Origin of the sequence: Streptomyces sp. YIM 121038 (genome assembly GCF_006088715.1) — a bacterium.
In the GTDB taxonomy this organism is placed as follows: Bacteria; Actinomycetota; Actinomycetes; order Streptomycetales; family Streptomycetaceae; genus Streptomyces.
The window spans coordinates 2,752,195-2,778,031 of the sequence record NZ_CP030771.1; the positions used below are offsets into that span (position 1 = coordinate 2,752,195).

At 72.9% G+C, this 25,837-nt stretch carries 18 protein-coding genes and 2 pseudogenes; 8 read left to right on the top strand and 12 right to left on the bottom strand.

Annotated elements, in window-relative coordinates:
* Window positions 1–3: 3 nt before the first annotated feature.
* Window positions 4–1,104 (bottom strand): hypothetical protein, encoded by a 1,101-nt coding sequence (locus C9F11_RS11460; protein WP_138966358.1) that lies wholly within the window; start codon window positions 1,102–1,104, stop codon window positions 4–6.
* Window positions 1,105–1,118: 14 nt separating this feature from the next.
* On the bottom strand, window positions 1,119–1,337 hold the full coding sequence (locus C9F11_RS11465) for a hypothetical protein (protein WP_138959173.1): 219 nt from the start codon (window positions 1,335–1,337) through the stop codon (window positions 1,119–1,121).
* A gap of 145 nt (window positions 1,338–1,482) precedes the next feature.
* On the opposite strand from C9F11_RS11465, the gene C9F11_RS11470 reads away from it, so the two are divergent.
* Window positions 1,483–2,364 (top strand): chitosanase, encoded by an 882-nt coding sequence (locus C9F11_RS11470; protein ID WP_138959174.1) that lies wholly within the window; start codon window positions 1,483–1,485, stop codon window positions 2,362–2,364.
* A gap of 114 nt (window positions 2,365–2,478) precedes the next feature.
* Here the strand turns inward: C9F11_RS11470 and C9F11_RS11475 are convergent, their stop codons facing one another.
* The 6 genes from C9F11_RS11475 to C9F11_RS11500 all read right to left on the bottom strand — a co-directional run bounded on the left by C9F11_RS11475 (window position 2,479) and on the right by C9F11_RS11500 (window position 13,627).
* Complete coding sequence (locus tag C9F11_RS11475) at window positions 2,479–3,312, bottom strand: carbohydrate ABC transporter permease (RefSeq protein ID WP_138959175.1); 834 nt, start codon at window positions 3,310–3,312, stop codon at window positions 2,479–2,481.
* Window positions 3,309–4,301 carry a sugar ABC transporter permease gene (locus tag C9F11_RS11480; RefSeq protein WP_138959176.1) on the bottom strand — a complete coding sequence of 331 codons (993 nt, stop codon included), beginning with the start codon at window positions 4,299–4,301 and terminating at the stop codon, window positions 3,309–3,311. The genes C9F11_RS11475 and C9F11_RS11480 overlap by 4 nt, the downstream gene beginning before the upstream one ends.
* Before the next feature lie 19 nt (window positions 4,302–4,320).
* Entirely contained in the window at window positions 4,321–5,616 is a 1,296-nt protein-coding gene (locus tag C9F11_RS11485) for a sugar ABC transporter substrate-binding protein (protein WP_138959177.1), read from the bottom strand.
* 938 nt (window positions 5,617–6,554) lie between these two features.
* Window positions 6,555–8,015, bottom strand: a complete 1,461-nt coding sequence (locus tag C9F11_RS11490; protein ID WP_138959178.1) for a glutamate synthase subunit beta — start codon at window positions 8,013–8,015, stop codon at window positions 6,555–6,557.
* Entirely contained in the window at window positions 8,008–12,519 is a 4,512-nt protein-coding gene (gene gltB, locus C9F11_RS11495) for a glutamate synthase large subunit (protein WP_138966360.1), read from the bottom strand. The genes C9F11_RS11490 and gltB overlap by 8 nt, the downstream gene beginning before the upstream one ends.
* A gap of 376 nt (window positions 12,520–12,895) precedes the next feature.
* Window positions 12,896–13,627, bottom strand: a complete 732-nt coding sequence (locus tag C9F11_RS11500; protein ID WP_138959179.1) for a VIT1/CCC1 transporter family protein — start codon at window positions 13,625–13,627, stop codon at window positions 12,896–12,898.
* Between the two features lie 443 nt (window positions 13,628–14,070).
* Between C9F11_RS11500 and C9F11_RS11505 the strand changes: the two are divergent.
* The 7 genes and pseudogenes from C9F11_RS11505 to C9F11_RS11535 form a co-directional block, all read left to right on the top strand.
* Window positions 14,071–14,832: pseudogene (locus C9F11_RS11505) on the top strand (ADP-ribosylglycohydrolase family protein); the annotation flags it as partial.
* Between the two features lie 303 nt (window positions 14,833–15,135).
* Window positions 15,136–16,233 (top strand): annotated as a pseudogene (locus C9F11_RS11510) (ADP-ribosylglycohydrolase family protein); the annotation flags it as partial.
* A 38-nt stretch (window positions 16,234–16,271) separates the two neighbouring features.
* Window positions 16,272–17,435 carry an ADP-ribosylglycohydrolase family protein gene (locus tag C9F11_RS11515; RefSeq protein ID WP_138959180.1) on the top strand — a complete coding sequence of 388 codons (1,164 nt, stop codon included), beginning with the start codon at window positions 16,272–16,274 and terminating at the stop codon, window positions 17,433–17,435.
* Window positions 17,435–18,850: an ADP-ribosylglycohydrolase family protein gene (locus C9F11_RS11520; RefSeq protein WP_138959181.1), complete on the top strand. Its 1,416-nt coding sequence runs from the start codon at window positions 17,435–17,437 to the stop codon at window positions 18,848–18,850. The genes C9F11_RS11515 and C9F11_RS11520 overlap by 1 nt, the downstream gene beginning before the upstream one ends.
* On the top strand, window positions 18,850–19,782 hold the full coding sequence (gene rbsK / locus C9F11_RS11525; RefSeq protein WP_138959182.1) for a ribokinase: 933 nt from the start codon (window positions 18,850–18,852) through the stop codon (window positions 19,780–19,782). The genes C9F11_RS11520 and rbsK overlap by 1 nt, the downstream gene beginning before the upstream one ends.
* The gene (locus C9F11_RS11530; protein ID WP_138959183.1) at window positions 19,779–20,969 is read left to right on the top strand and encodes a CoA transferase; all 1,191 of its coding nucleotides are present in this window, start codon (window positions 19,779–19,781) and stop codon (window positions 20,967–20,969) included. Before rbsK ends, C9F11_RS11530 begins: the two co-directional genes overlap by 4 nt.
* Window positions 20,966–21,799 (top strand): CoA ester lyase, encoded by an 834-nt coding sequence (locus C9F11_RS11535; protein WP_138959184.1) that lies wholly within the window; start codon window positions 20,966–20,968, stop codon window positions 21,797–21,799. The genes C9F11_RS11530 and C9F11_RS11535 overlap by 4 nt, the downstream gene beginning before the upstream one ends.
* A gap of 11 nt (window positions 21,800–21,810) precedes the next feature.
* Here the strand turns inward: C9F11_RS11535 and lgt are convergent, their stop codons facing one another.
* The 4 genes from lgt to trpB form a co-directional block, all read right to left on the bottom strand.
* Window positions 21,811–22,767, bottom strand: coding sequence for a prolipoprotein diacylglyceryl transferase (gene lgt / locus C9F11_RS11540; RefSeq protein WP_138959185.1), 957 nt, complete (start codon window positions 22,765–22,767; stop codon window positions 21,811–21,813).
* 114 nt (window positions 22,768–22,881) lie between these two features.
* Window positions 22,882–23,664 (bottom strand): thioredoxin domain-containing protein, encoded by a 783-nt coding sequence (locus C9F11_RS11545; protein WP_138959186.1) that lies wholly within the window; start codon window positions 23,662–23,664, stop codon window positions 22,882–22,884.
* A 75-nt stretch (window positions 23,665–23,739) separates the two neighbouring features.
* Entirely contained in the window at window positions 23,740–24,555 is an 816-nt protein-coding gene (gene trpA, locus C9F11_RS11550; protein ID WP_138959187.1) for a tryptophan synthase subunit alpha, read from the bottom strand.
* Window positions 24,552–25,835, bottom strand: a complete 1,284-nt coding sequence (gene trpB / locus C9F11_RS11555; RefSeq protein ID WP_138959188.1) for a tryptophan synthase subunit beta — start codon at window positions 25,833–25,835, stop codon at window positions 24,552–24,554. Before trpB ends, trpA begins: the two co-directional genes overlap by 4 nt.
* Window positions 25,836–25,837: the final 2 nt, after the last annotated feature.

Here is a 25,837-nt window from a genome sequence, read left to right on the forward strand (position 1 = left end):
GGGTCAGGGCGTGGCGTCGCGGAAGGACGGCAGGGCGAAGATCCTGGTCTTCGCCCCGTCCGACATCAGTTCGACGAGGGGCAGCACGAGGTCCCACAGGTCGCGCTTGTCGACCTCCCGGGCGAGCCCGTCGAGGTCCTCGTCGCCGAGGGCCCCGGCCCGCTCCGCGACGACCCGCCGCGAGGGCTCGGGCAGGGCCTCCACGAGGGGCAGGAACTCCGCCCACAGGCCGGTGGCCACCACGGCGGGCACGACGCCTTCGAGGACGCCCGGCTCCCGGAGCGCGGGCAGGGCCGCGACGGTGCGCCGCTCCTCGTCGGACAGCAGCGCGACCAGCGGGAGCAGCGACTCCCACAGCCCTTGCGCGGCCACGGTCGTGACGAGCGCGTCGAGGTGCTCGGCGGGCCGGGCCGCCGCGAGCGAGGCGATCCGCCCGCGCTGCTCGCCGGTGACCGCCCCGGCGACGGCGAGCGCCTCGGGCCACAGGCCGTCCCTGGCGGCGGCGGCGATGACGGCGGCGAGCCGCTCCTCGCCCATCAACGCGACGATCCGGCCGAGGCGTTCGGGGTCGTCGACGAGGAAGCCGGTGCGCAGCACGGCCGCGTCGTCGACCTGCGGCAGGATGCGGCTCAGCGCCGAGTCCCGCAGATGGCCGACGAACCGCCCCATGGTGAGGTGGTCCTCGCGCCCGGCGAGTTCGAGGGCGATGCGGACGACGAGGCCCTCGTCGAGCCGGTCGACGATGCCGCTGATGCGCCGCGGGTCGAGGTGCCCGCAGGACTCGGCCGTGAAGGCGACGGGGAGCTTGTCGATGATGTCGGCGGCGCGGGCCGGTTCGAGGCGCCCGGCGACGGCCGCGGCGAGCCGGGGCCCGAGCGCCTTCTGCGAGATGGCGGCGGCGACCCCGGCGGGCACCAGCTTGGTCGCGGAGGCGATGCGGTCGAGCATCTCCGGCGACCGGTCGAAGAGCGCGGCCACGCAGTCGGCGCGGAAGCGGCGCACGTCGTCGGCGGGCAGCTCCCCCAGGAAGGCGAGGTCGGCGGGGTCGGCGTCGAGGAGGCGGGCGGTCTTCAGGGTCTCGGCCCTGGCGCGCAGCTTGTCCATGGTGTCCACGCCCCCTAGCGGAAGAGGATCCGGCGGACCGGGCCGCGGGCCAGGGCGGGCACGAGCTTCAGGGCCTCCTCGGCGGCCTCGCCGAGCCCGGCGGCCCGGCGTTCGCGCTCGCGGCGCAGCGCGGTGGCGAGCCGCTCGATGTGTTCGGGCGCCAGCCGCCCGACGCCTTCCGGGGGTTCGGCCCCCAGCTCCGTCTTCAGCTGCTCCACTGCTCGGGTGCTCACGGGGACCTCCCACGACGCGCGGCTGCTGCGGGTTCGCGTCCCGAGCGTGGAGCGGAATTGAATAATAGTCAATAGCGGGGACGGGCCGTCGGCGTCCGGCGTCCGCACCCGTACGCTCGGCCGCCGCACCCGTACGCTTGGCCGAATGAAACGCGCTGGTCTGCTTCTTCTCGCGGTCGTCCCCCTCACCCTCACCGCGGTCGCGTGCTCCGAGGACGCCGGGAAGGACAGGCCCGCCGCCGCGCGGCCGTACGACGAGGACGGTTCCCCGGCCGACCGGCGCACGGACGACGAGCGGCTGGCGAAGCTGCCTGCGGGGCTCGCGGCGCCCGCGAAGAAGGAGCTCGCGATGCGGCTCGTCGCGAGCGCGGAGAACTCCACGCTCGACTGGCGCGGCCAGTACGGCTACGTCGAGGACATAGGCGACGGCCGCGGCTACACCGCGGGCATCATCGGCTTCTGCACCGGCACCCATGACCTCCTGGAGCTCGTCGAGGACTACACGAAGGCCCGCCCGGACAACGGCCTGGCCCGTTTCCTGCCCGCCCTGCGCGCGGTCGACGGCAGCGACTCGCACGCGGGCCTGGGGCGGCCCTTCACGCGCGCGTGGGCGCGGGAGGCGCGCGTCACCGCCTTCCAGCGGGCGCAGGACGCGGTGCGCGACCGCCTCTACTTCGACCCGGCGGTCCGCGCCGCCAAGCTCGACGGGCTCGGCACGCTCGGGCAGTTCGTGTACTACGACGCGATGGTCATGCACGGCCCCGGCACCGGCCCGAAGGCCTTCTACGGCCTGCGCGACGCCGCGCGCAGGAAGGCGAAGACCCCCACGGACGGCGGCCCGGAGAAGACGTACCTCGACACCTTCCTCGACGTACGCCGCACCCTGATGAAGACCGAGAAGTCCCACCACGACACCACCCGCATAGACACAGCCCAGCGCCGCTTCCTGCGCGAGGGGAACCTGGACCTACGACCACCCCTGACGTGGCAGGTCTACGGGGAGACGTACCGAACGGGAGCGCCCTGAAGGGGCGCGGGGAACTGCGCGATCAGCCACAGCAAACCCGCAGACGAACGACGGCACGCCACGGGCCCGGACTCCACGAGGAAATCCGGGCCCGGGACGGGCGTACAGAACCGGTCAGCCCTTGACGGCCCCGGCCGCGAGGCCGGAGCCGAGGCGGCGGTGCACGATCACGAAGAAGATCATCACCGGCAGCGTGACCAGCGTGGAGCTGGCCATGACGGGCCCCCAGGAGGTGGTGTTCTCACCGAAGAACTGGAAGATGCCCACGGCCGCCGTGTACTTGTCGCTGCCCTTCATGAAGGTGTACGCGAACACGAACTCGTTCCACGCCGTGATGAAGGCGAAGATCGAGGTGGCCACCAGGCCCGGCGCGACCAGCGGGAGCAGCACGGACCAGAACATGCGGAACCAGGACGCGCCGTCGATGTACGCCGCCTCCTCGACCTCCTTGGGCACCGCCGCGACGAAGCCGCGCAGGGTCCAGATCGCGAACGGCAGCGACAGCGCGATGTACACGACCGAGAGGCCGAGCAGCGAGTTGAGCATCTCGAAGTCCCGCATCTGGATGAACAGCGGGATGACGAGGGCCTCCAGCGGCACCATCTGCACGATCAGGACCATGATCAGCACGGAGGTGCGGAACTTGAACTTGAACCGGGCCACCGCGATCGCCGCGAACAGCGAGAGCACGGCCGCCGCGGCGATCGTGGCGACGCCGACGATCGCCGAGTTCAGCAGGTACTGGCCGAAGTTGCCCCGGTCGAAGACGAAGTCGAAGTGGTCGAACGTCAGGCCGCTCGGCAGCAGGTCCGAGCCGCGCGTGATCGCCTTCGGGTCCAGCGCCGTGGACACCATCCAGTAGACGGGGAACAGCGTGAAGACGAGGAGCGCGATCACCGCGACCGGCAGACCGATGCGTGAGGCGAGCGTGGTACGGCGGACACTCACAGTTCCTCCTCCCCCTGCCGGAACAGCGTACGGATGTAGATGACGGTGATCACGAGCAGCAGCACCGTCAGCAGGACCGCGGCCGCGGCGCCCGTGCCGTAGTCGTTCTTGGCGAAGGCCTCGATGTACGAGTAGACGCCGAGGTTGTAGACGTCCGGATTGGAGCCGCTGCCTCCCGGCATCAGGAAGACCTGGGTGAAGACCTTGAAGTCCCAGATGGTGGACAGGATGGTCACCACCAGGAAGACCGGCCTGATGCTCGGCACGGTGATCTTCCAGAACCGCTGCCAGGCGTTGGCGCCGTCGATCTCGCCCGCCTCGTACAGCTCCTTCGGGATGGTGAGCAGCCCGGCGAGCACGGTGATCGCGACGAACGGGAAGCCGTGGTGCACGACGTTGATCGTCGCGATCCCGTAGAACGGCAGCCGCTCGGTGAACCAGTTGGTGGTCTCCGCGTCGATCAGGCCGAGCGAGTCCGCGACCTGGCTGACCATGCCGTCCTGCGGCTGGAACAGCCAGATCCACACATACGTTCCGGTGACCGCGGGCATCGCCCACGCGGCCAGGATGGACACCGAGCAGATCAGCTTCCACGTCGGGCCGAGCCGGTTGAGCAGCAGGGCCACGAGCGTCCCGAGCGCGACGGTCAGACCGACGCAGGCGAACGCGAAGAACACCGTGTTCGGCAGGACCGTCTTCCACAGCAGGTCGCCGGTCAGCAGGTCCTTGTAGTGGTCGAACCCGATGTACGTGCCCTCGCCGCCGCCGAACTTGACCTTGTAGTCCTGCAGCGACAGCTTGCCGACCTGGATCAGGGGCCACAGGAGCAGCCCCACGAGCACGATCAGCGCGGGCGTGAGCAGCAGCCAGGGCCGGGTGAGAGTGACCAGTTTCTTGCGGCGGCGCGCGGCTTCGGCGCCACCGTCGTCGGATTGCGGGCGGACCGAAGGCGTGACCTCCGGCCCGTCACTGACGAGCGTGTCTTTCACGGCGTGACTCGTCTTTCGCTTACTTGTCCTTGGCGAAGATGTCGTCCATGTCCTTCGCCGCCTTGTCCGCGGCCTCCTGGACGGACGACTTGCCCGTGAGGATCGACTGGACCATGCCGGTGATGACCTGCGAGGCCTGGATCTCTCCGTACGCCTTCGTCTTCGGAACGGTGGCGCCGGCCTCGATCATCTGCTTCGCGAACGGCTCGACCAGCGGGTCCTTCTGGGCCTCGATCTTCTTCAGCTCGGAGTTCTGGCCGGGGAAGTAGTTGGTCTGCTTGGCCCACTTGGCGGCGAACTCACCGGTGGTCATCAACTTGACCAGCTCCCAGGCGAGTTCCTTCTTGTCCGTGTTGAACGCGGACAGGTACGAGCCGCCGAGGAAGGACTTGCTCATGCCGCCGTTCTGGCCGGGGATCGGCACGGCGCCGAGCTTGCCCTTGAGCTTCGGGTTCGCCTCGATGATGGCCTTGGGGGTCCAGTTGCCGCCGACCGACATGGAGATCTCGCCCTTGTTCCAGGCGTCGCCGACCTCCTTCTCCGTCCAGGTGTTGACCTTGGCCGGGGAGACCTTGTCCTTCCGCGCCAGGTCCGTGTAGTACGTGAGGCCCTTCACGGCCTCGGGCGAGTTGATCGCGGACTTCCACTTGTCGCCCTGCTGGGTGGCGAGTTCACCGCCCGCGCCCCAGACGAAGGCCGTCGCGAACATCTCCGCGCCGCCCGCCACCGGGAAGGCGATCTTGTCCGGCTCCTTCTCCTTGAGCGTCTTCGCCGTCTCCTGGAGCTCCTTCCAGGTCGTCGGCGGCTTCAGGTTGTGCTTCGCGAAGACGTCCTTGCGGTACACGATGGACCGCACACCCGCGTACCACGGCATGCCGTACTGCTTGCCGTCCAGGGTGCCCGCGTCCTTCAGGCCCTCCACCAGGTCGTTCGACAGGCCCGACTTCTTCAGGTCGTCGGAGACGTCGACGAGCGCGCCGGTCTCGGCGAACTGCGGCACCCACGTCGTGCCGACCTCGGCGACGTCCGGGACCTGGTCCTCGCCGCCCTCGATGGCCGTCGTGAACTTCTTCTGGGCGGTGGCCCACTGCTGGTACTCGACCTTGATCTTGGCGCCGGTCTTCTTCTCGAAGGCCGCGCCGACCTCCTTGAAGAAGGGCCGGGGGTCGGGGTTGGTCCCCTCCATGATCCAGACGGTGAGGGTCTTGCCCTTGCCCTCGGTCTTGCCGCCCTTGCCGCCGTCATCGCCGCACGCGGTTGCGGTCAGACCGAGCGTCAGGGCGATACAACCCGCCGCGATGACACGTCGCTTCATGCCGGCCCCCTTCAGGTTCTTGTAGTGGGAGCGATTGTGCTCACGCAGGGTGTTGGCGGTCTAGACCCTTTCGGGGAAGCGGCCGAACCGTAATCACCGTTGCGCGGTGCGCTATCGCTGTGCTTCGACGGTGTCCTACGGTGTCGCCGTGCGGCGGAACGGCTCCGCGGTCCCACCCGTTTGCCCCACATCTGCCGCCCGCCGGGCGACACCGGGCCCCTCCGGGCCCGCCCCGCCCCACGGCTCCCACCGGGCCTCTGGCCTCGGGCGGCGGGGCTCTGGCGGCGGGCGGTGGGGCTCCGGCGGCGGGGTCCGGGGCCGCCGCGCCGTGCCGTGCTCCCCTCATCCCGCCGGTCCGGCGCCCCCCGCTGCCGCGCCGGGTTCCTTTCCCACCCGCCCACCGTTGCGCCGGGGCCGCGCGGGGCCGGGGCGCCGCGGCGGAACCGTGCCGGACGGGGCGACGGGGTTACCCACCGTGGGCCCCGCCACCCACCCCCGCCCCGGCGGGAGCTGGAGCACGGCGGGGCGCACCACGACCGGGCACATGGGCACTACCGCACCAGGGGCATGACCCAGCCACCGGCCCGGTCCGGGGCGAGGCCGCGGTGCGGCTGGGGCCGTGGGGAGGTGGGGGGTGCGGGTGGGTGGGCCGGTGTCGGCCGCGCGGAGCGTGGCGTTCTGTTCGCCGTCCCGCAGGAAACAGGGGCGCGGCCCGAGGCATCGCAGCAGGAGGCCGCCGGGGCGGCCCGTGGGAGGGCAGGCCGAGCCGGGCACGCCCAGGGCCCCGCCGGAGGGAGGACCGGCCCGGGGAAGGGCGGGGAGGGTGCGCGGCGCCTGCCATAGGTCCGGTCGGGGACACGGCAGACGCCACGCTCAGTTCCGTACGCCGTTGTACGGGACAATCAGGGGCCGGACCGCCGGGGAGGCGGTCCGACGGGTCAGACCGTCAGGGACCGGTCCGTGGGACGGATCGGGGCCGGAAGGTCACTCGCACCGGTGAGGAAGCGGTCCACTCCCCGCGCGGCCGAGCGCCCCTCGGCGATCGCCCAGACGATCAGGGACTGGCCACGGCCCGCGTCACCGGCGACGAAGACGCCCGGCACGCTGGTGTGGAAGTCACCGTCACGGGCAATATTGCCACGCTCGTCCAGGTCGATGCCGAACTGGTCCACCAGACCGTTCTCCCGGTCCGTACCGGTGAAGCCCATCGCGAGGGTGACGAGCTGCGCCGGAATGCGCCGCTCCGTGCCCGGCTTCTGCGTGAGCTTGCCGTCCACGAAGGCGACCTCGACCAGGTGCAGCCACTGCACGTTCCCGTCCTCGTCGCCCTCGAAGTGGGTCGTGGAGACGGAGTAGACGCGCTCGCCGCCCTCCTCGTGGGCGGAGGTCACCTTGTACAGCATGGGGAAGGTCGGCCAGGGCTGTCCCGCGGCCCGCTCCTCGCCGGGCCGGGGCATGATCTCCAGCTGGGTCACGGACGCCGCGCCCTGGCGGTGCGCGGTGCCCACGCAGTCCGCCCCGGTGTCGCCGCCGCCGATGACGACGACGTGCTTGCCCGCGGCGGAGACGGGCGTGGTGACGTAGTCGCCCTCCTGGACCTTGTTGGCCAGGGGCAGGTACTCCATGGCCTGGTACACGCCCTTGAGCTCGCGGCCGGGCACCGGCAGGTCGCGGGCCGTCGTGGCGCCCGCCGCGATGACCACGGCGTCGTACCGCTTGCGGAGCTTCGCCGCGTCGATGTCGCGGCCGACCTCCACGCCGGTGCGGAACTTCGTGCCCTCCGCGCGCATCTGCTCGATGCGCCGGTTGATGTGCCGCTTCTCCATCTTGAACTCGGGGATGCCGTAGCGCAGGAGGCCGCCGATGCGGTCCGCGCGCTCGTACACGGCGACCGTGTGACCGGCCCGGGTGAGCTGCTGGGCGGCGGCGAGACCGGCCGGGCCCGAGCCGATGACGGCGACCGTCTTGCCGCTCAGCCGCTCCGGCGCCTGCGGGGCCACGTCGCCCGTCTCCCACGCCTTGTCGATGATCGAGACTTCGACGTTCTTGATGGTGACGGCGGGCTGGTTGATGCCGAGGACGCACGCGGACTCGCAGGGGGCCGGGCAGAGCCGCCCGGTGAACTCCGGGAAGTTGTTCGTGGCGTGCAGCCGCTCGGAGGCCGCGGACCAGTCCTCGCGGTAGGCGTAGTCGTTCCACTCGGGGATCAGGTTCCCCAGCGGACAGCCGTTGTGGCAGAAGGGGATGCCGCAGTCCATGCAGCGCGAGGCCTGCTGGGAGATGATCGGGAGCAGCGAGCCCGGGACGTAGACCTCGTTCCAGTCCTGGACGCGCTCGCCGACCGGGCGGGTCTTGGCGACCTCGCGGCCGTGGTTCAGAAAGCCCTTGGGGTCAGCCATGGGTCGCCGCCTCCATCATCTTCTCGGTGATCTCGGACTCGGAGAGCCCGGCTCGCTCGGCGGCGTCCTTGGCGGCGAGCACTGCCTTGTACGTGCTGGGGATGATCCTGCTGAAGCGGGTCACGGCCACGTCCCACTGGGCGAGCAGCTTCTCGGCGACCGTGGAGCCGGTCTCCTCCTGATGGCGGCGCACGACGTCGTGCAGCCACTGCTTGTCGGTGTCGTCCAGGGGCTCGACGGCCGCCAGGTTCCCGGCGTTGACGTTGGCGCGGTCGAGGTCGATCACGTACGCGATGCCGCCGGACATGCCGGCCGCGAAGTTGCGGCCGGTCTCGCCGAGGACCACGGCGTGGCCGCCGGTCATGTACTCGCAGCCGTGGTCGCCCACGCCCTCGGAGACCACCGTGGCGCCGGAGTTGCGCACGCAGAAGCGCTCGCCGGTGCGGCCGCGCAGGAACAGCTCGCCGCCGGTCGCGCCGTAGGCGATGGTGTTGCCCGCGATGGTGGAGTACTCGGCGAGGTGGTCGGCGCCGCGGTCCGGGCGGACGATCACGCGGCCGCCGGAGAGGCCCTTGCCCACGTAGTCGTTGGCGTCGCCCTCCAGGCGCAGCGTGACGCCGCGCGGCAGGAAGGCGCCGAAGGACTGGCCCGCCGAGCCGGTGAAGGTGATGTCGATGGTGTCGTCGGGCAGGCCCGCGCCGCCGAACTTCTTCGTCACCTCGTGGCCGAGCATGGTGCCGACGGTGCGGTTGATGTTGCGGATGGCGACCTGGGCACGGACGGGCTGGGCGTCCTCCTGGGTGTGCGCGGCGAGCGCGTCGGCGGCGAGCCTGATCAGCTCGTTGTCGAGCGCCTTCTCCAGGCCGTGGTCCTGCGCGACGAGCTGGTGGCGCACCGCGCCCTCGGCCAGGTCCGGGACGTGGAACAGCGGCGCGAGGTCGAGGCCCTGGGCCTTCCAGTGGTCGACGGCCCGGGTGGTGTCGAGGAGCTCGGCGTGGCCGACGGCCTCCTCGATGGAGCGGAAGCCGAGCTCGGCGAGGAGCTCGCGGACCTCTTCGGCGATGAACTCGAAGAAGTTCACGACGTACTCGGCCTTGCCGCTGAAGCGGTCGCGCAGCGCGGGGTTCTGCGTGGCGATGCCGACCGGGCAGGTGTCCAGGTGGCAGACGCGCATCATGACGCAGCCGGACACCACGAGCGGCGCGGTGGCGAAGCCGAACTCCTCGGCGCCGAGCAGCGCGGCGATGACGACGTCGCGGCCGGTCTTCAGCTGGCCGTCGGTCTGCACGACGATGCGGTCGCGCAGGCCGTTGAGCAGCAGCGTCTGCTGGGTCTCGGCGAGGCCGAGCTCCCAGGGGCCGCCCGCGTGCTTCAGGGAGGTCAGCGGGGACGCGCCGGTGCCGCCGTCGTGGCCGGAGATGAGGACGACGTCCGCGTGCGCCTTGGAGACGCCCGCGGCGACGGTGCCGACGCCGACCTCGGAGACCAGCTTGACGTGGATGCGCGCCGCCGGGTTGGCGTTCTTGAGGTCGTGGATCAGCTGGGCGAGATCCTCGATGGAGTAGATGTCGTGGTGCGGCGGCGGGGAGATGAGGCCCACGCCGGGCGTGGAGTGCCGGGTCCTGGCCACCCACGGGTAGACCTTGTGGCCGGGCAGCTGGCCGCCCTCGCCGGGCTTGGCGCCCTGGGCCATCTTGATCTGGATGTCGTCGGCGTTGACCAGGTACTCGGAGGTGACGCCGAAGCGGCCGGAGGCGACCTGCTTGATGCTGGAGCGGCGCGCCGGGTCGTAGAGGCGCTCCGGGTCCTCGCCGCCCTCGCCGGTGTTGGACTTGGCGCCGAGCTGGTTCATGGCGATGGCGAGCGTCTCGTGCGCCTCGCGGGAGATGGAGCCGTACGACATGGCGCCGGTGGAGAACCGCTTGACGATCTCGGAGGCGGGCTCGACCTCGTCGACGGGCACCGGCTGCCGGTCGCTCTTGAGGGCGAACAGGCCGCGGAGCGTCATCAGGCGCTCGGACTGCTCGTTCACGCGGTCCGTGTACTGCTTGAAGACGTCGTAGCGGCGGTTGCGGGTGGAGTGCTGGAGGCGGAAGACCGTCTCGGGGTCGAACAGGTGCGGCTCGCCCTCGCGGCGCCACTGGTACTCGCCGCCGATGTCCAGGGCCCGGTGCGCGGGCGCGATCCCGGAGGCCGGGTAGGCCTTGGCGTGGCGGGCGGCGACCTCCTGGGCGACGACGTCGATGCCGACGCCGCCGATCTTGGAGGTGGTGCCGTTGAAGTACTTCTCCACGAAGGACTCCTCCAGGCCGACGGCCTCGAAGACCTGCGCGCCGCGGTACGAGGCGACGGTGGAGATGCCCATCTTGGACATGACCTTCAGGACGCCCTTGCCGAGGGCGTGGATGAGGTTGCGGATGGCCTGCTCGGCCTCCATGCCGGGCAGGAAGGTGCCCGCGCGCACCAGGTCCTCGACGGACTCCATCGCCAGGTACGGGTTGACGGCCGCGGCGCCGAAGCCGATGAGCAGCGCGACGTGGTGGACCTCGCGCACGTCGCCCGCCTCGACGAGCAGGCCCACCTGGGTGCGCTGCTTGGTGCGGATGAGGTGGTGGTGGACGGCCGCGGTGAGCAGGAGGGAGGGGATCGGCGCGTGCTCGGCGTCGGAGTGCCGGTCGGAGAGCACGATCAGGCGGGCCCCGGCCTCGATGGCGGCGTCGGCCTCGGCGCAGATCTCCTCGATGCGGGCGGCGAGGGCGTCGCCGCCGCCGTGCACCCGGTACAGGCCGGAGAGGGTCGCGGCCTTCATGCCGGGCATGTCGCCGTCGGCGTTGATGTGGATGAGCTTGGCCAGCTCGTCGTTGTCGATGACCGGGAAGGGCAGCGTGACGGAGCGGCAGGAGGCGGCGGTCGGCTCCAGGAAGTTGCCCTGCGGGCCGAGCGAGGAGTGCAGCGAGGTGACGAGCTCCTCGCGGATGGCGTCCAGGGGCGGGTTGGTGACCTGGGCGAACAGCTGGGTGAAGTAGTCGAAGATCAGCCGGGGGCGCTCGGAGAGGGCCGCGATCGGCGTGTCCGTGCCCATCGAGCCGATCGGCTCGGCGCCGGCCTTGGCCATCGGGGCGAGCAGCACGCGCAGCTCTTCCTCGGTGTAGCCGAAGGTCTGCTGGCGGCGGGTGACGGAGGCGTGGGTGTGCACGATGTGCTCGCGCTCGGGCAGGTCGCCGAGCTCGATGGTGCCCGCTTCCAGCCACTCCGCGTACGGCTGCTCGGCGGCGAGCCCGGCCTTGATCTCGTCGTCCTCGACGATGCGGTGCTCGGCGGTGTCCACGAGGAACATCCGGCCGGGCTGGAGGCGGCCCTTGCGGACGACCTTGGCCGGGTCGATGTCGAGGACGCCGACCTCGGAGCCGAGGACGACGAGGCCGTCGTCGGTGACCCAGTAGCGCCCGGGGCGCAGGCCGTTGCGGTCGAGGACCGCGCCGACCTGGGTGCCGTCGGTGAAGGTGACGCAGGCGGGGCCGTCCCAGGGCTCCATCATCGTGGAGTGGTACTGGTAGAAGGCGCGCAGGGCGGGGTCCATGGAGGTGTGGTTCTCCCACGCCTCCGGGATCATCATGAGCACGCTGTGCGGCAGGGAGCGGCCGCCGAGGTGGAGCAGTTCGAGGACCTCGTCGAAGGACGCGGAGTCGGAGGCGTCCGGCGTACACACCGGGAAGGTCCGCTCCAGCTGCTCCTGGGTGCCGAACAGCTCGCTGACCAGCTGCGACTCCCGGGCTCGCATCCAGTTGCGGTTGCCCCGCACGGTGTTGATCTCGCCGTTGTGGGCGACGAAGCGGTAGGGGTGCGCGAGCGGCCAGCTCGGGAAGGTGTTGGTGGAGAAGCGCGAGTGGACGAGGGCGACCGCGGTGGCGAAGCGGCGGTCGGACAGGTCCGGGAAGAAGGGCTCCAGCTGGCCGGTGGTCAGCATGCCCTTGTAGACGATCGTGCGCGCGGAGAGCGACGGGAAGTAGGTGGCGGCCTCGCGCTCGGCCCGCTTGCGCAGGACGAAGGCCTTGCGGTCCAGGGCGAGCCCGGTGCTGTCACCGGCGGTGACGAACAGCTGGCGGAAGACCGGCATGGTGGCGCGGGCGGTGGCGCCGAGCAGCGTCGGGGCGACGGGCACCTCGCGCCAGCCGAGGACGGTCAGGCCCTCGTCGGCGGCCAGCGTCTCGATGTGTGAGACGGCTTCGTCCGTGCCGTGCGGGGGCAGGAAGGCGATGCCGACGGCGTACGCGCCCGCGGCGGGCAGCTCGAAGCCCGCGGCCTCGCGCAGGAACGCGTCCGGGACCTGGAGCAGGATGCCCGCGCCGTCCCCGGAGTCCGGTTCGGAGCCGGTGGCGCCGCGGTGCTCCAGGTTGCGCAGTACGGTCAGCGCCTGCTCGACGAGCTCGTGGCTCGCCTCACCGGTGAGGGTGGCCACGAAGCCGACACCACAGGCGTCGTGTTCGTTCCGGGGGTCGTACATGCCCTGCGGGGCGGGGCGACCGTCCATGGGCGACCAGGCGTCGGAACGCATCGGCACTCCCGTCGTCGTGGTGGGGCACCTCCCAGGCTCTGGGGGCGCGGGCGGCGAGGGACGACGTTGGCCCTGGCGAAATTTCGTGCAGGTTACATGATGGGCCGCTTCTCGAAAAGCGGATACTTCATTCCAGTATCTGGACAGCGCCCTGGGGATGGAGGGCGGCGAAAGGGGGCCGGAACAGGCAGATCGGTGACCGTCGGCCCGGAGCGACCACAGGCCTCATTGCCCGCAGCGCTTACGGCTCATGCCCGGCGGTCAGCGCATCGAAACAGTCCAGAAACGGATACTTGTGCGGCATTCCGCATACCCGTGCGATCGGTCATCCTACGGCCGTCCCGAAGAGGCTGCCCAGGGCGTACGTCACACCCGCCGCCGCCCCACCGAGCACGAGCTGCCGCAGCCCGCTGAACCACCACGAACGGGCGGTCACCTTGGCGACGACGGCGCCGCACGCGAACAGGCCGACGAGCGCGAGCAGCACCGCGGGCCACAGCGCACTGGCGCCCAGGAGGTACGGCAGCACGGGCAGGAGCGCGCCGAGGGCGAACGAGCCGAAGGACGAGACCGCCGCCACGACCGGCGAGGGCAGGTCGCCCGGGTCGATGCCGAGCTCCTCGCGGGCGTGGATCTCCAGGGCCTGCTCGGGGTCCTTCGACAGCTGCCGCGCCACCTCGCGGGCGAGCGCGGGCTCGACACCGCGGGACTCGTAGAGCGCGGCCAGCTCCTGCTCCTCGTCCTTGGGGTGCTTGCGCAACTCGCGGCGCTCCACGTCCAGTTCGGCCTGCACCAGCTCGCGCTGCGAGGCGACGGACGTGTACTCGCCTGCGGCCATGGAGAACGCCCCGGCCGCGAGCCCGGAGAGCCCGGTGATCACGATGGTCTGCTGCGACACGGCCCCGCCCGCGACGCCCGTCATCAGGGCGAGGTTGGACACCAGGCCGTCCATGGCGCCGAAGACGGCCGGGCGCAGCCAGCCGCCGTTGACGTCACGGTGGGTGTGGTTGTCCCGGTGCGCCTCGTGCAGTGTCGCTTCGGTCTCGATGATCGCCATGGTGCGGCCCCCTCATAGTCGCGCTGAACGTTTCGACGTCGCTCTGGAATCCCGTCGGTGAAACCCCGTCGGCGATCTCGAAAGTACGCGCGAAAAATCGCTCCCGCCAGCAAGGAAGGCCGTACTTACCTGCGAAAACACACCCCTGTGGGCCCGCGCGGGCGGCCCGCGCGGAGCCGTCGCGGACATGCCGAAGGAGTGATGCTGAGCGCCTGCGTGCTCACATGAGTGGCTCGGCGTGGCAGGGATGCTCCCAGCACGACTCAGCGGCACGCAGCGGCACGCAGCGGCACGCAGAAGTACTCAGCAGCACTCAGCGGTTCTCAGTGGTTCTCAGTGGTTCTCAGCGCGATGGGAGGCAGGGCATGGCGTCCATCGCCTGTGTTCCCCCGGTCCCGGCGCCCGACGGCGCGGGCGGCCTGCGCGAGCGGGCGCGCGGAGCGATGCTCGGGCTCGCGGTCGGCGACGCGCTCGGCGCGCCCGCCGAGAATCTGAAGCCGTCCGAGATCCGCCGCCGTTGGGGCCGCATCACCGGGTACGTCGCCGAGCGCCCCGCGGGCACGGACGACACCGAGTACGCGATCTTCTCCGGCCTGCTGCTCGCCCGGCACGGCTCGGCCCTCACCGTCGCGCACGTCGAGCACGCCTGGCACCGGTGGATCGCCGACCTGGACGAAGGCCCCTTCCGGGGCGCCGGGTTCAGCGAACGCGGCACCCTGGAGAACCTGCGCAGGGGCCTGGCCGCCCCCATCTCCGCCCAGCACCGGCACGCCTGGAGCGACGGCCTCGCGATGCGGGCCGCGCCCTTCGGCGTCTTCGCCGCGGGGTGCCCCGCGGAGGCGGCCCGTCTGGTCGCCGTCGACGGCACCGTCAGCCACGACGGCGAGGGCATCCACGGCGGCCGGGCCGTCGCGGCGGGCGTCGCGGCGGCGATGGCCGGGGCCCCGGTGGAGTCGGTGGTCGCGGCGGCCCTGTCCGTCATCCCGTACGACTCCTGGACCGCGCGCTCCCTGCGCCGCGCCGTCGCCGTGGCCCACCGGGGCGAACGCGCGGTCCGCTCGGCGGTCGTCATCGGCGGCTACCCCTGGACGGACCTGGCCCCCGAGGCGGTGGGCCTCGCCTTCGGCGCGTACGCGGCCGCCGAGGGCGACTTCGCGGGATCCGTCCTCACCGCGGTCAACATGGGCCGCGACGCGGACACGACCGCGGCGGTCGCGGGCGCCCTGGCGGGCGCCACCTGCGGCGCCGCCGCCATCCCCCCGGAATGGTCCCGGGCGATCGGCCCGGTAAGGGGCACCTGCCTCCCTTCCATGCGGGGCCACCACGTACTGGAGGTGGCGGAGCTCCTAGCGTCCGTCTCCGCTGTGGGCAATCGTCCCGCAGGGCGAGTGGGGTCTCCCCTGCTCGAGCGAAGCCGAGAGCTTGGGGAAGGGTGGGCACAGCCCGAGGTGCCGAGCAACCGTGCAACCAAGCCCCGGGGCCCGGGGCGCAGCCCCGGCAAGCGGGCCCTGGACGGAGCCCAGGTCGAGGGCCTCCTGCTGGGCCTGGCCGCAGGCGACGCGGCCGGTTGGCCATCGGCCCGGCACAGGGCGACCCGCATGCCCGACTGGACCCGCCGCCTCACCCGCGAACTGGACACCTTCGCCGAGCACAACGCCACCACCACCCTCCCCGTCCCCATCGCCCTCAACCAGCCCCCGGAACCCCTGCGCCTCGGCCCCTCGGACGACGCCGAATGGGCCGCGCTCACCGCCGAATCCGTCCTGCGCGCGGCGGACGGCACCCTCGACCCCGCCCTCACCAGGGACCGCCGCACCCGCGCCACCCTCGCCCTGTCCTGGAACACCCTCGCCAGCGAGGTCGCCGCCGCCGCGGCCCGCGCCCCGGAGGTGGAGTCCGCCGTCCTGCCCCTGCGCGCCCGCATCTCCGTGCGCGCGGGCCTGGGCAACCTGGCCGCGGGCCTCACCCCGCCCGCCACCGGCCACGACAACCCGCACTTCTTCGACGACGCGGCCTGCGTACGCGCCTGCGTCCTCGCCCTCGTGCACCCCGGCGACCCCGAACGGGCCGCGGGGCTCGCCGAGTTCGACGCCCGCTACACGCAGGACGGCGACGGCGTGCACGGCGCCCGCGCGATGGCCGCGGCGGTCGCGGCCGCCCTCAGCGGCGCCGGACCCGACGCCGCGGTGGCCGCCGCCCTCGCCCAGCTCCCCGAGCACACCGAGATCGGGCGCAACGCCCGGCACGCCGTGAAGCTCGCCCGCACCTGCGCGCCCGCCGCCGACGCCACGTTCGCCCTGGTCCCGCTCCTGGAGCACGAGATCGTCGACCACGTCTACAGCTACGGCATCGCCGCCGCCGAGACCGTCCCGGTCGCCCTGGCCCTGGCCGTCGCGGCCCGCGGACGGGTCCGCGAGGCGGTGCCCGCCGCCGCCTGTCTGTCGCGCGTCGCGGACTCGGCGCCCGCGCTCGCCGGGGCCCTGACCGGCGTCCTGGGCACGGCCGCCGCGATCCCCGACAGCTGGCGCGCGTCCTGCCGCACCCTGTCGGGCTGTGCCCTGCCCCGCCTCGCGGGTACCGACCTGGTGGAGCTGGCCGGACAGCTGACCCGTACGAACTGACCACCCAGGAGGGCGATCCAGACATGACACCACCGAACAGGACGCCGCTCGCGGACCGTGTCACCGGCGCCCTCGTGGGCGCGGCCGTCGGCGACGCGCTCGGCGGCCCCGTGGAGGGCTACTCCCCCGAGCAGATCGCGGACCGGCACGGCGGCCCGGTCCACGGCGTCGTCGGCCCCTGGCACGGCGACGAATGGCGCACCGCCCGCCCCGTCGCCCCGTACCACAAGGGCGACGGACACGTCACCGACGACACCTTGATGACGCACGCGCTCGTCCGCGTGTACGCCGCCGTACGCGACCACTTGGACGCGTACGCGATCGCCGACCACCTGGTCCCCGACCTGATGACGAACCCGCGCTGGATCCCGGAGCTCGAAGCCGAGGCCCTGCCCCTGCACCGCCTCTTCCTCGCCGAGAAGTGGCTCGTCACCCGGCTGCACTACGGCCACGTGGACCCCCGCGAGGCGGGCACCGGCAACATCGTCAACTGCGGCGCGGCGATGTACATGGCGCCGGTCGGCCTGGTCAACGCCGCCCACCCCGAGGCCGCGTACGCCGAGGCCCTGGACATGGCGGGCGCGCACCAGTCGTCGTACGGACGGGAGGCGGCGGGCGTCTTCGCGGCGGCCGTGGCGGCGGCCTGCGCCCCCGGCGCCACGCCCACCACGGTGATCGACACCTGTCTGGCCCTCGCGAAGGACGGCACCCGGGCGGCGATCGAGGCGGTGGTGGACGCGGCGGCCCGCCACCGCGCGTACGAGACGGCGCTGCGCCCGCTGCGCGCGGCGGTCGCCCCCTTCGACACCGTCGGCCCCGACTACCGCGCGCCGTCCCTGGGCGCCCGCCGCCCCTCGCGGCTGCACGCCATCGAGGAACTCCCCGTCGCCCTCGGCATGCTGCTGATCGGCGACGGCGACTACCGCGCCACCGTGCTCGGCTCGGTGAACTACGGCCGCGACTGCGACTCGATCGCCACGATGAGCGGCGCGCTCGCGGGCGCCCTGCGCGGCGAGGCCGCCGTCCCGCCCGACTGGTCGAAGCGGGTGGCCGAGGCGAGCCGTCTGGACCTGCACGCCCCGGCCCGCGCCCTGACGGCGGTCGCCGAGGAGGTCTTCGCCAAGGACCTGGCCCGCCGCCGCGCCCACGAGCACGCGTTCACGTCCCTGACGGGCGGCACCCCCTGATGCGCCTCACCTGGCTCCAGGCCGAGGACCTCCTCACCCACGAACTCCGCCAGGCGGAGGAGGAGGGCCGCGACGTCACCGCGGCCCGGGCCCGCTGGCTGGCCGCGGGCGGCGACCCGACCCCGCCCCACTCGGGCGCGTCCCCCCGTCCGGCCCCACCCCGCCTGCGGGCCCTGGCGGAAGACCTCTTGGCGGAACTGGACGGCGCGCAAGCGGACATCCAGCCCGTCCGGCGTGTGAGGACGAGCGCGCAGCGCGATGAAGCGGGGTGCCAGGGGCGGCAGCCCCTGGTTTCGGGAAGGGGCGGGCCAGGGGCGCCCCCGCGAGGGCACCGCGCCCGCGTCCACGCGGCCTGGCTCGGCAGAGCCGCGGGCTGCCTCCTGGGCAAACCCGTGGAGAAGCTCCCCCGGCACGCCATCCGCGCCCTCGCCGAAGCCGCAGGCAACTGGCCCCTGACCACCTGGTTCACCGCCCGGGGCGTCCCGCCCGAGCTCCTCGCCCGGCACCCCTGGAACCGCCGCTCCGCCCCCACCTCCCTGGCCGAGAACATCGACGGCATGCCGGAGGACGACGACCTCAACTACCCGCTCCTCAACCTGCTGCTCCTGCGCCGCCACGGCCCCGGCTTCACCACGGCGGACGTGGCCGCGCTCTGGCTCGACGAACTCCCCGCCGCCCGTACCTTCACCGCCGAGCGCGTCGCGTACCGCAACCTCCTCAACGGCGTCGTACCGCCCCGCACGGCCCGGCACCGCAACCCGTTCCGCGAGTGGATCGGCGCCCTGATCCGCGCCGACGTGCACGGCTGGACCCACCCGGGCGACCCCGCGGCGGCCGCCGAGCAGGCCCGGCGGGACGCGTGTCTGACCCACACCGGCAACGGCGTGTACGGCGCGATGTTCGCGGCGGCCACCATCGCCCGGGCCGCGTCCGGGAGCGGCGACGTGCACCACTGCCTGGCTGCGGGTCTGACGGTGGTTCCGCCGGAGTCCCGCCTCGCCCGCGCGGTCGGGCACGGCATCGAACTGGCCCGTACGACACGCCGCTTCGACGACGTCGCCGACGCCCTGCACACCGCGTACGGCCACTACCACTGGGTCCACGTCGTGCCGAACGCGGCCCTGCTCGCCGCCGCCCTCACCCACGCCGACGGCGACTTCACCGGCTCCATCACGCGCGTGGTCTCCGGCGGCTGGGACACGGACTCCAACGGCGCGACGGCCGGTTCGGTCGCGGGCCTGCTCGCCGGGCACCCGGACGCGCTCCCGGCCCGCTGGACCGCCCCGCTGAAGAACCGCCTCGCCACGTCCGTCGGCGCCTTCGACGGCGTCGGCTTCGACGAACTGGCCGATCTGACCACGGAACTGACGCACCATCACCAGCACCCTCACCCCGTAGAGGAGACGTCCCCCTGATGGCCCCCCACATCGTCGTCCTGGGCAGCACCAACATGGACCTGGTCGCCTACGTGCCCGAGGCCCCGCGGCGCGGCGAGACCGTCACCGGCCGCGCGTTCCGCACCTTCCCCGGCGGCAAGGGCGCCAACCAGGCCGTCGCCGCGGCCCGCGCGGGCGCCACGGTCTCGATGGTCGGCGCGGTCGGCACCGACGCCTTCGGCACCCAGCTGCGCACGGCCCTTGAGCACTCGGGCGTGGACACCGACCTGCTGCGCACCGTGGAGGGCACGACCGGCACCGCGCACATCGTCGTCGACGACGACGGCGGCAACGCCATCGTCGTCGTGCCGGGCGCCAACGCCACCCTGACCGCCCTGACCCACGGCGACGAGGCGCTCATCACCTCGGCCGATCTGCTCCTGCTCCAGCTGGAGGTCCCGCTCGACGGCGTCGTCGCCGCCGCGCGCCACGCCCGCGAGCACGGTGTGCGCACCGTCCTCACCCCGGCTCCCGCGCAACCCGTCCCGCCCGAACTCCTCGACGCCACCGACCTGTTGGTCCCCAACGAGCACGAGGCCGCCGCCCTCACCGGGGCCGCGGACCCGCACGCGGCGGCCCACGCGCTCCTCGACCGGGTCCCGGAGGTCGTCGTCACGCTCGGCGCCGAGGGCAGCCTGTACGCGGCGCGCGGCGCCGAACCCGTCACGGTGCCCGCGCCCCGGGTCACGGCCGTGGACACCACGGGCGCGGGCGACACCTTCGTGGGCGCCCTCGCGGTGGCGCTCGGCGAGGGCAGGCCCATGCCGGCCGCGCTCGCCTGGGCCACGGCGGCCGCCGCGCTGTCCGTACGGCGGCCGGGCGCGGCCGCGTCCATGCCCTACCGCGCGGAGATCGACGCGGAGATCGACGCGGGGTCCGGCGCCCGGGCCGAAGCGGCGGCGGACCGGTGACGCGGCCCCCGCTGGACGGCCTGCGCGTCGTCGACCTCGCCACCCTCTTCGCGGGGCCCCTGGCCGCCACCTTCCTCGGCGACTTCGGCGCGGACGTCATCAAGGTCGAGCACCCCACGCGCCCCGACCCGTCCCGGGGCCACGGCCCGGCGAAGGACGGCGTCGGCCTGTGGTGGAAGCTGCTCGGCCGCAACAAGCGCACGATGACGCTCGACCTGTCGACGCCCGGCGGCCGGGCCACCCTGCTGCGCCTGGCCGCCGACGCGGACGTGCTCGTGGAGAACTTCCGCCCCGGCACCCTGGAGAAGTGGGACCTGGGCTGGGAGGAGCTGAGCGCGGCCAACCCGCGCCTGGTCCTGGCCCGCGTCACGGGCTTCGGGCAGTTCGGGCCGTACGCGCGCCGCCCCGGCTTCGGCACCCTCGCCGAGGCGATGAGCGGCTTCGCCGCGGTGACCGGCGAGCCCGGCGGGCCGCCCACGCTGCCGCCGTTCGGCCTCGCGGACTCCATCGCGGGGCTCGCCACGGCGTACGCGGTGATGACGGCCCTCGCGGCCCGCGAGCGCACGGGCCGGGGCCAGGTCGTCGACATGGCGATCATCGAGCCGATCCTCACGGTCCTCGGCCCGCAGCCGCTCTGGTACGACCAGCTGGGCCACGTACAGCCGCGCACCGGCAACCGCTCGACGAACAACGCGCCCCGCAACACCTACCGCACGGCCGACGGCGGCTGGGTCGCGGTGTCCACGTCGGCCCAGTCGATCGCGGAACGCGTCCTGCGCTTGGTGGGCCGCCCCGAGCTGACCGACGAGCCGTGGTTCGCCACGGGCTCCGGCCGCGCCGCGCACGCCGACGTCCTCGACGAGGCCGTCGGCTCCTGGATCGCCCGGCACACCCGCGCCGAGGTCGTCGAGGCCTTCGAGAAGGCGGAGGCGGCGGTGGCCCCGGTCCAGGACGTACGGGACGTGATGACGGACCCGCAGTACGCGGCCCTGGGCACCCTCACCACGGTCCCCGATCCGGAGCTCGGCCCGCTGCGCATGCAGAACGTCCTGTTCCGCCTCTCCGAGACACCCGGCGCGATCCGCTGGGCGGGCCGCCCGCACGGCGCCGACACCGACGAGATCCTCACCGGGCTCGGCCTGACGGCCGCGGAGATCGCTTCGCTGCGCACGGCGGGCGCCCTGTGAGACCGCATCCGCTGACCTGGCTCTACGTCCCCGGCGACCGGCCCGAGGTGGTGGCCAAGGCGCTGGTGGCGGGCGCGGACGTGGTGATCGTCGACCTGGAGGACGCGGTGGCTTCCGACCGCAAGGCATACGCCCGCGCGGCCACCGCCGAGCTGCTCGCCGAGCCGGGCCCCGTACCGGTCCACGTCCGCGTGAACGCCCTCGGCACTCCCCCGTCCGACGCCGATCTGGCGGCGCTCGCCCCGCTGCCCGGCCTCGCGGGCCTGCGGCTGCCCAAGGTCGCCTCGGCCGCCGACGTGATCCGCACCGCCGAGCGGGCCGCTCCCCGGGACGGCGGCGCCCCCGCCCTGTACGCCCTGCTTGAGTCGGCCCTGGGCGTGGAGCGGGCCTTCGCCGTCGCGACCGCCCATCCGGCGCTGCGCGGTGTGTCCATCGGCGAGGCGGACCTCCGCGCCGACCTCGGCGTACGGGACGAGGCGGGTCTGGACTGGTGCCGCTCCCGCGTGGTCGTGGCCGCCCGGGCGGCCGGACTGCCGCCGCCCGCCCAGTCGGTCTACCCCGACGTCCGCGACCTGGACGGCCTCACGGCGTCCTGCGCCCGCGGCCGCGCCCTGGGGCTGCTGGGCCGCGCGGCGATCCACCCGCGCCAGCTGCCGGTGATCGAGCGCGCCTATCTGCCGACACCGGAGGAGGTCGAGCGGGCGGAGGATGTCCTCAAGGCGGCGGCCGCGGAACAGGGGGCGCAGGCGCTCCCCGACGGCCGCTTCGTGGACCGCGCGGTGGTGGAGCAGGCCCACCGGACGCTCGCCCTGTCCCGCCGCACGCCGTAGCCGCCCCTGCCTCAGCCCTTGGAGGCGGACTCCGCCTCGCCGTCGGACCCGGCCTTGTCCAGGCCGACCTTCGCGGCCCCGGCCTTCTCGGCCCCGGCCTTGGACACGGCGTCCGAAGGCTCGGCCTTCTCGCTGTCGGGGGCGGCTCCGCCGGGAAGCGGCTCCACGATCTCCTCGCGCCCCGGCCGCAGCCGGGCCGACAGCACGAGGTACACCACGGCGAGCACGAAGACCAGCAGCGCGGTCCAGTTGTTCAGGCGCAGGCCGAGGAATTCGTGCGCGTCGTCGACGCGCATGTACTCGATCCAGAAGCGGCCCACACAGTACGAGGCGACGTACAGCGCGAAGGCCCGGCCGTGGCCCAGCTTGAAGCGCCGGTCCGCCCAGAGCACGAGCAGTCCGACGCCGACGCACCACAGCGACTCGTACAGGAACGTCGGGTGGTAGGTGCCGGGGACGCGGCCGTCGTCCGAGCTGGTGATCTTCAGCGCCCAGGGGACGTCGGTCGCCCTGCCGTACAGCTCCTGGTTGAACCAGTTGCCCCAGCGGCCGATCGCCTGGGCGAAGGCGATGCCGGGGGCGAGCGCGTCGGCCCAGGCGGGCAGCGGGATGCCGCGCCTGCGACAGCCGATCCAGGCGCCGACCGCGCCGAACGCGATCGCGCCCCAGATGCCGAGGCCGCCCTCCCAGATCTTGAAGGCGTCCACCCAGTCACGGCCGTCGCCGAAGTACAGCTGGTAGTCCGTGATCACGTGGTAGAGGCGGCCGCCGACCAGGCCGAAGGGCACCGCCCAGACAGAGATGTCGGCCACGGTGCCGGGCTGCCCACCACGGGCGACCCACCGCTTGTTGCCGAGCCACACGGCGACGAACACGCCGATGATGATGCAGAACGCGTAGCCGCGCAGCGGGATGGGGCCGAGGTCGACCACTCCGCGCGAGGGGCTGGGGATGTAGGCAAATTCCATGGCAGGGTCGACGCTACCCTGCCGGGCGGGGGCGGCGGCAACCAGCCCGACAACGGGTCCGTAACAGGGGCCCGGCGGCGGGTCAAGATCCGGTCGCCGCCGGGCGGGCGCCCGCTAGCCGTTCGCCTTCTCCACGGCGGCCTTGAGCTTGGCGGGGGTCAGCGGGTTCTTCTGGTCCCCGAAGATGTTCTTCCCGTCGAGCAGGACCGTGGGCGTGCCGCGCAGGCCGGCATCCTCGAAGGCCTTGTCGGACTTGGTCACCCAGCTGTTGTGCGTGCCGTCGGTGACGCACTTCTTGAAGGCGGCGGTGTCGAGTCCCCCGACCTTGCCCGCGAGCTCGATCAGCTTGTCGTTGTCCGCGAAGGCGTCGTCGGTCTCCATGGGCTGGTTCTCGAACAGCACGTCGTGGTACGGCGCGAACTTGCCCGCGTCCTGGGCGCAGGCCGCGGCGTTGGCGGCGCGCAGGGAGCCGGAGCCGCCCATGTTGTCGTCGATGAGGGTCGCCAGGTGGTACTGGACCTTCAGGCTGCCCTTGCCCACGAGGTCGTTGATCGTCGAACGGTAGCCGTCCTCGAACTGCTTGCAGGCCGGGCAGCGGAAGTCCTCCCAGACGGTGAGGGTGGACTTGGCGCCGTCCTTGCCCGACTGGATGGCCAGCTTGTCCTTGCCCGCCGCGCCCGTGGGGGCGACGAGCGGACCCGAGGTGTCCTTCTTCTTGTCGTCGTCCCCCGCGTTGGCCGCGAGCAGGCCGCCGACCGCGGCCAGGGCCAGGACGCCGACGACGGCGGCGCTCACCAGCAGCGCGCGGCGCCGCTTGTCGCTTCTCTGCTGCCGCTCGCGCTCCTCGGCCAGGCGCTCCCGGGCCGTGCGCTTACCCTCACGGTTCTTCTCGCTCATACGGGACCAAACGAACCGGGGAGGCGCGAGCGCGCCTCCCCGGTCCAGGTCCACCCGTACGAGCTACCGCCCGTACTACAAGCCCGCGCGCACGCCCCGGGCCAGCTCGCCCGCGAGGTCGCGCACCGCCGCCAGGCCCGCCGCCTCGTCCTTCGCGTCGAGCATCCGCTGGACGAAGGCCGAGCCGACGATGACGCCGTCGGCGAAGCCCGCCACCTCGGCGGCCTGCTCGGCGTTGGAGACGCCGAGGCCGACGCAGACCGGCAGGTCGGTGGTGGCGCGGGTGCGCCGGACCAGGTCCGCGGCCTGCGCGCCGACCGAGACGCGGGTGCCGGTGACGCCCATCAGGGAGGCGGCGTACACGAAGCCGGAGCCCGCCGCCGTGATCGTCGCGAGCCGCTCGTCCTTGCTGCTCGGCGCGACGACGAAGACGGTGGCCAGGTCGTGCTTGGCCGCGTGCTCGCGCCACAGCGCCGACTCCTGGACGGGCAGGTCGGGCAGGATGCAGCCCGCGCCGCCCGCCTCGGCGAGCTCGGCGGTGAAGCGCTCCACGCCGTAGCGGTCGATGGGGTTCCAGTACGTCATGACGAGGACCGGCTTGCCCGTCGCCGCGTGCGCCTCGCGCACCGTGCGCAGGACGTCCGCGATCTTGACGCCGCCGCGCAGGGCGATGTCGTCGGCGGTCTGGATGACCGGCCCGTCGAGGACGGGGTCGCTGTGCGGCAGGCCCACCTCCACGACGTCCGCGCCGCCGTCGAAGACGGCCTTGATCGCCTCGATGCCGCCGTCCACGGTCGGGAAGCCGGCGGGCAGGTACGCGATGAGCGCGGCCCGGCCCTCGGCCCTGGCGGCGGCGAGGGTGTCGCTCAACAGCTGGACGTTGCCGCTCACTTGGCGTCCTCCTCGATCTCGGCGGTGCCCGCGGCGTCCGCGGCGACCTCGGCGTCGGTCTCGTACAGGCCGAAGTAGCGCGCGGCCGTGTCCATGTCCTTGTCGCCGCGCCCGGAGAGGTTGACGACGATCAGGCCGTCCTTGCCCAGCTCCCGGCCGACCTCCAGGGCGCCCGCGAGCGCGTGGGCGCTCTCGATCGCCGGGATGATCCCCTCGGTGCGGGAGAGCAGGCGCAGGGCCCGCATGGCGGCGTCGTCGGTGACGGCCCGGTACTCGCCGCGGCCGCTGTCCTTGAGGAAGGCGTGCTCGGGGCCGATCCCCGGGTAGTCGAGCCCGGCCGAGATGGAGTACGGCTCGGTGATCTGGCCCTCCTCGTCCTGCAGGACGTAGGAGCGCGAGCCGTGCAGGATGCCCGGCTCGCCCGCGGTCAGCGTGGCCGCGTGCTCGCCGGTCTCGACGCCGTGGCCCGCGGGCTCGCACCCGATGAGCCGGACGCCGGTGTCCGGGATGAAGGCGTGGAAGAGGCCGATGGCGTTGGAGCCGCCGCCGACGCAGGCGATCGCGGCGTCGGGAAGGCGTCCGGCCCGCTCCAGGATCTGCCGCCGGGCCTCGACCCCGATGACGCGGTGGAAGTCCCGCACCATGGCGGGGAACGGGTGCGGTCCGGCCACGGTCCCGAACAGGTAGTGGGTGTGGTCCACGTTGGCGACCCAGTCGCGGAAGGCCTCATTGATGGCGTCCTTCAGCGTGCGGCTGCCGGACTTCACCGCGATGACCTCGGCGCCGAGCATCCGCATGCGGGCGACGTTCAGCGCCTGGCGCTGGGTGTCGATCTCGCCCATGTAGATGGTGCAGTCGAGGCCGAAGAGCGCGCAGGCCGTCGCCGTGGCGACGCCGTGCTGGCCCGCCCCGGTCTCGGCGATCACCCGGGTCTTGCCCATCCGCCGGGTGAGCAGGGCCTGCCCGAGTACGTTGTTGATCTTGTGGGAGCCGGTGTGGTTGAGGTCCTCCCGCTTGAGGAAGACGCGGGCGCCACCGGCGTGCTCGGCGAACCTCGGCACCTCGGTGAAGGCGCTGGGGCGGCCCGTGTAGTTCACGAGCAGGTCGTCGAGCTCCCGGGCGAACTCGGGATCGGCCTTCGCCTTGTCGAACTCGACGGCCACCTCGTCGACTGCCGCGACCAGGGCCTCCGGGATGAACTTGCCGCCGAAGGCGCCGAAGTAGCCTTCGGCGCTGGGGACGTGACCCTCCGGGTCCGGGATGAAGAACTCGCTGGGCATGT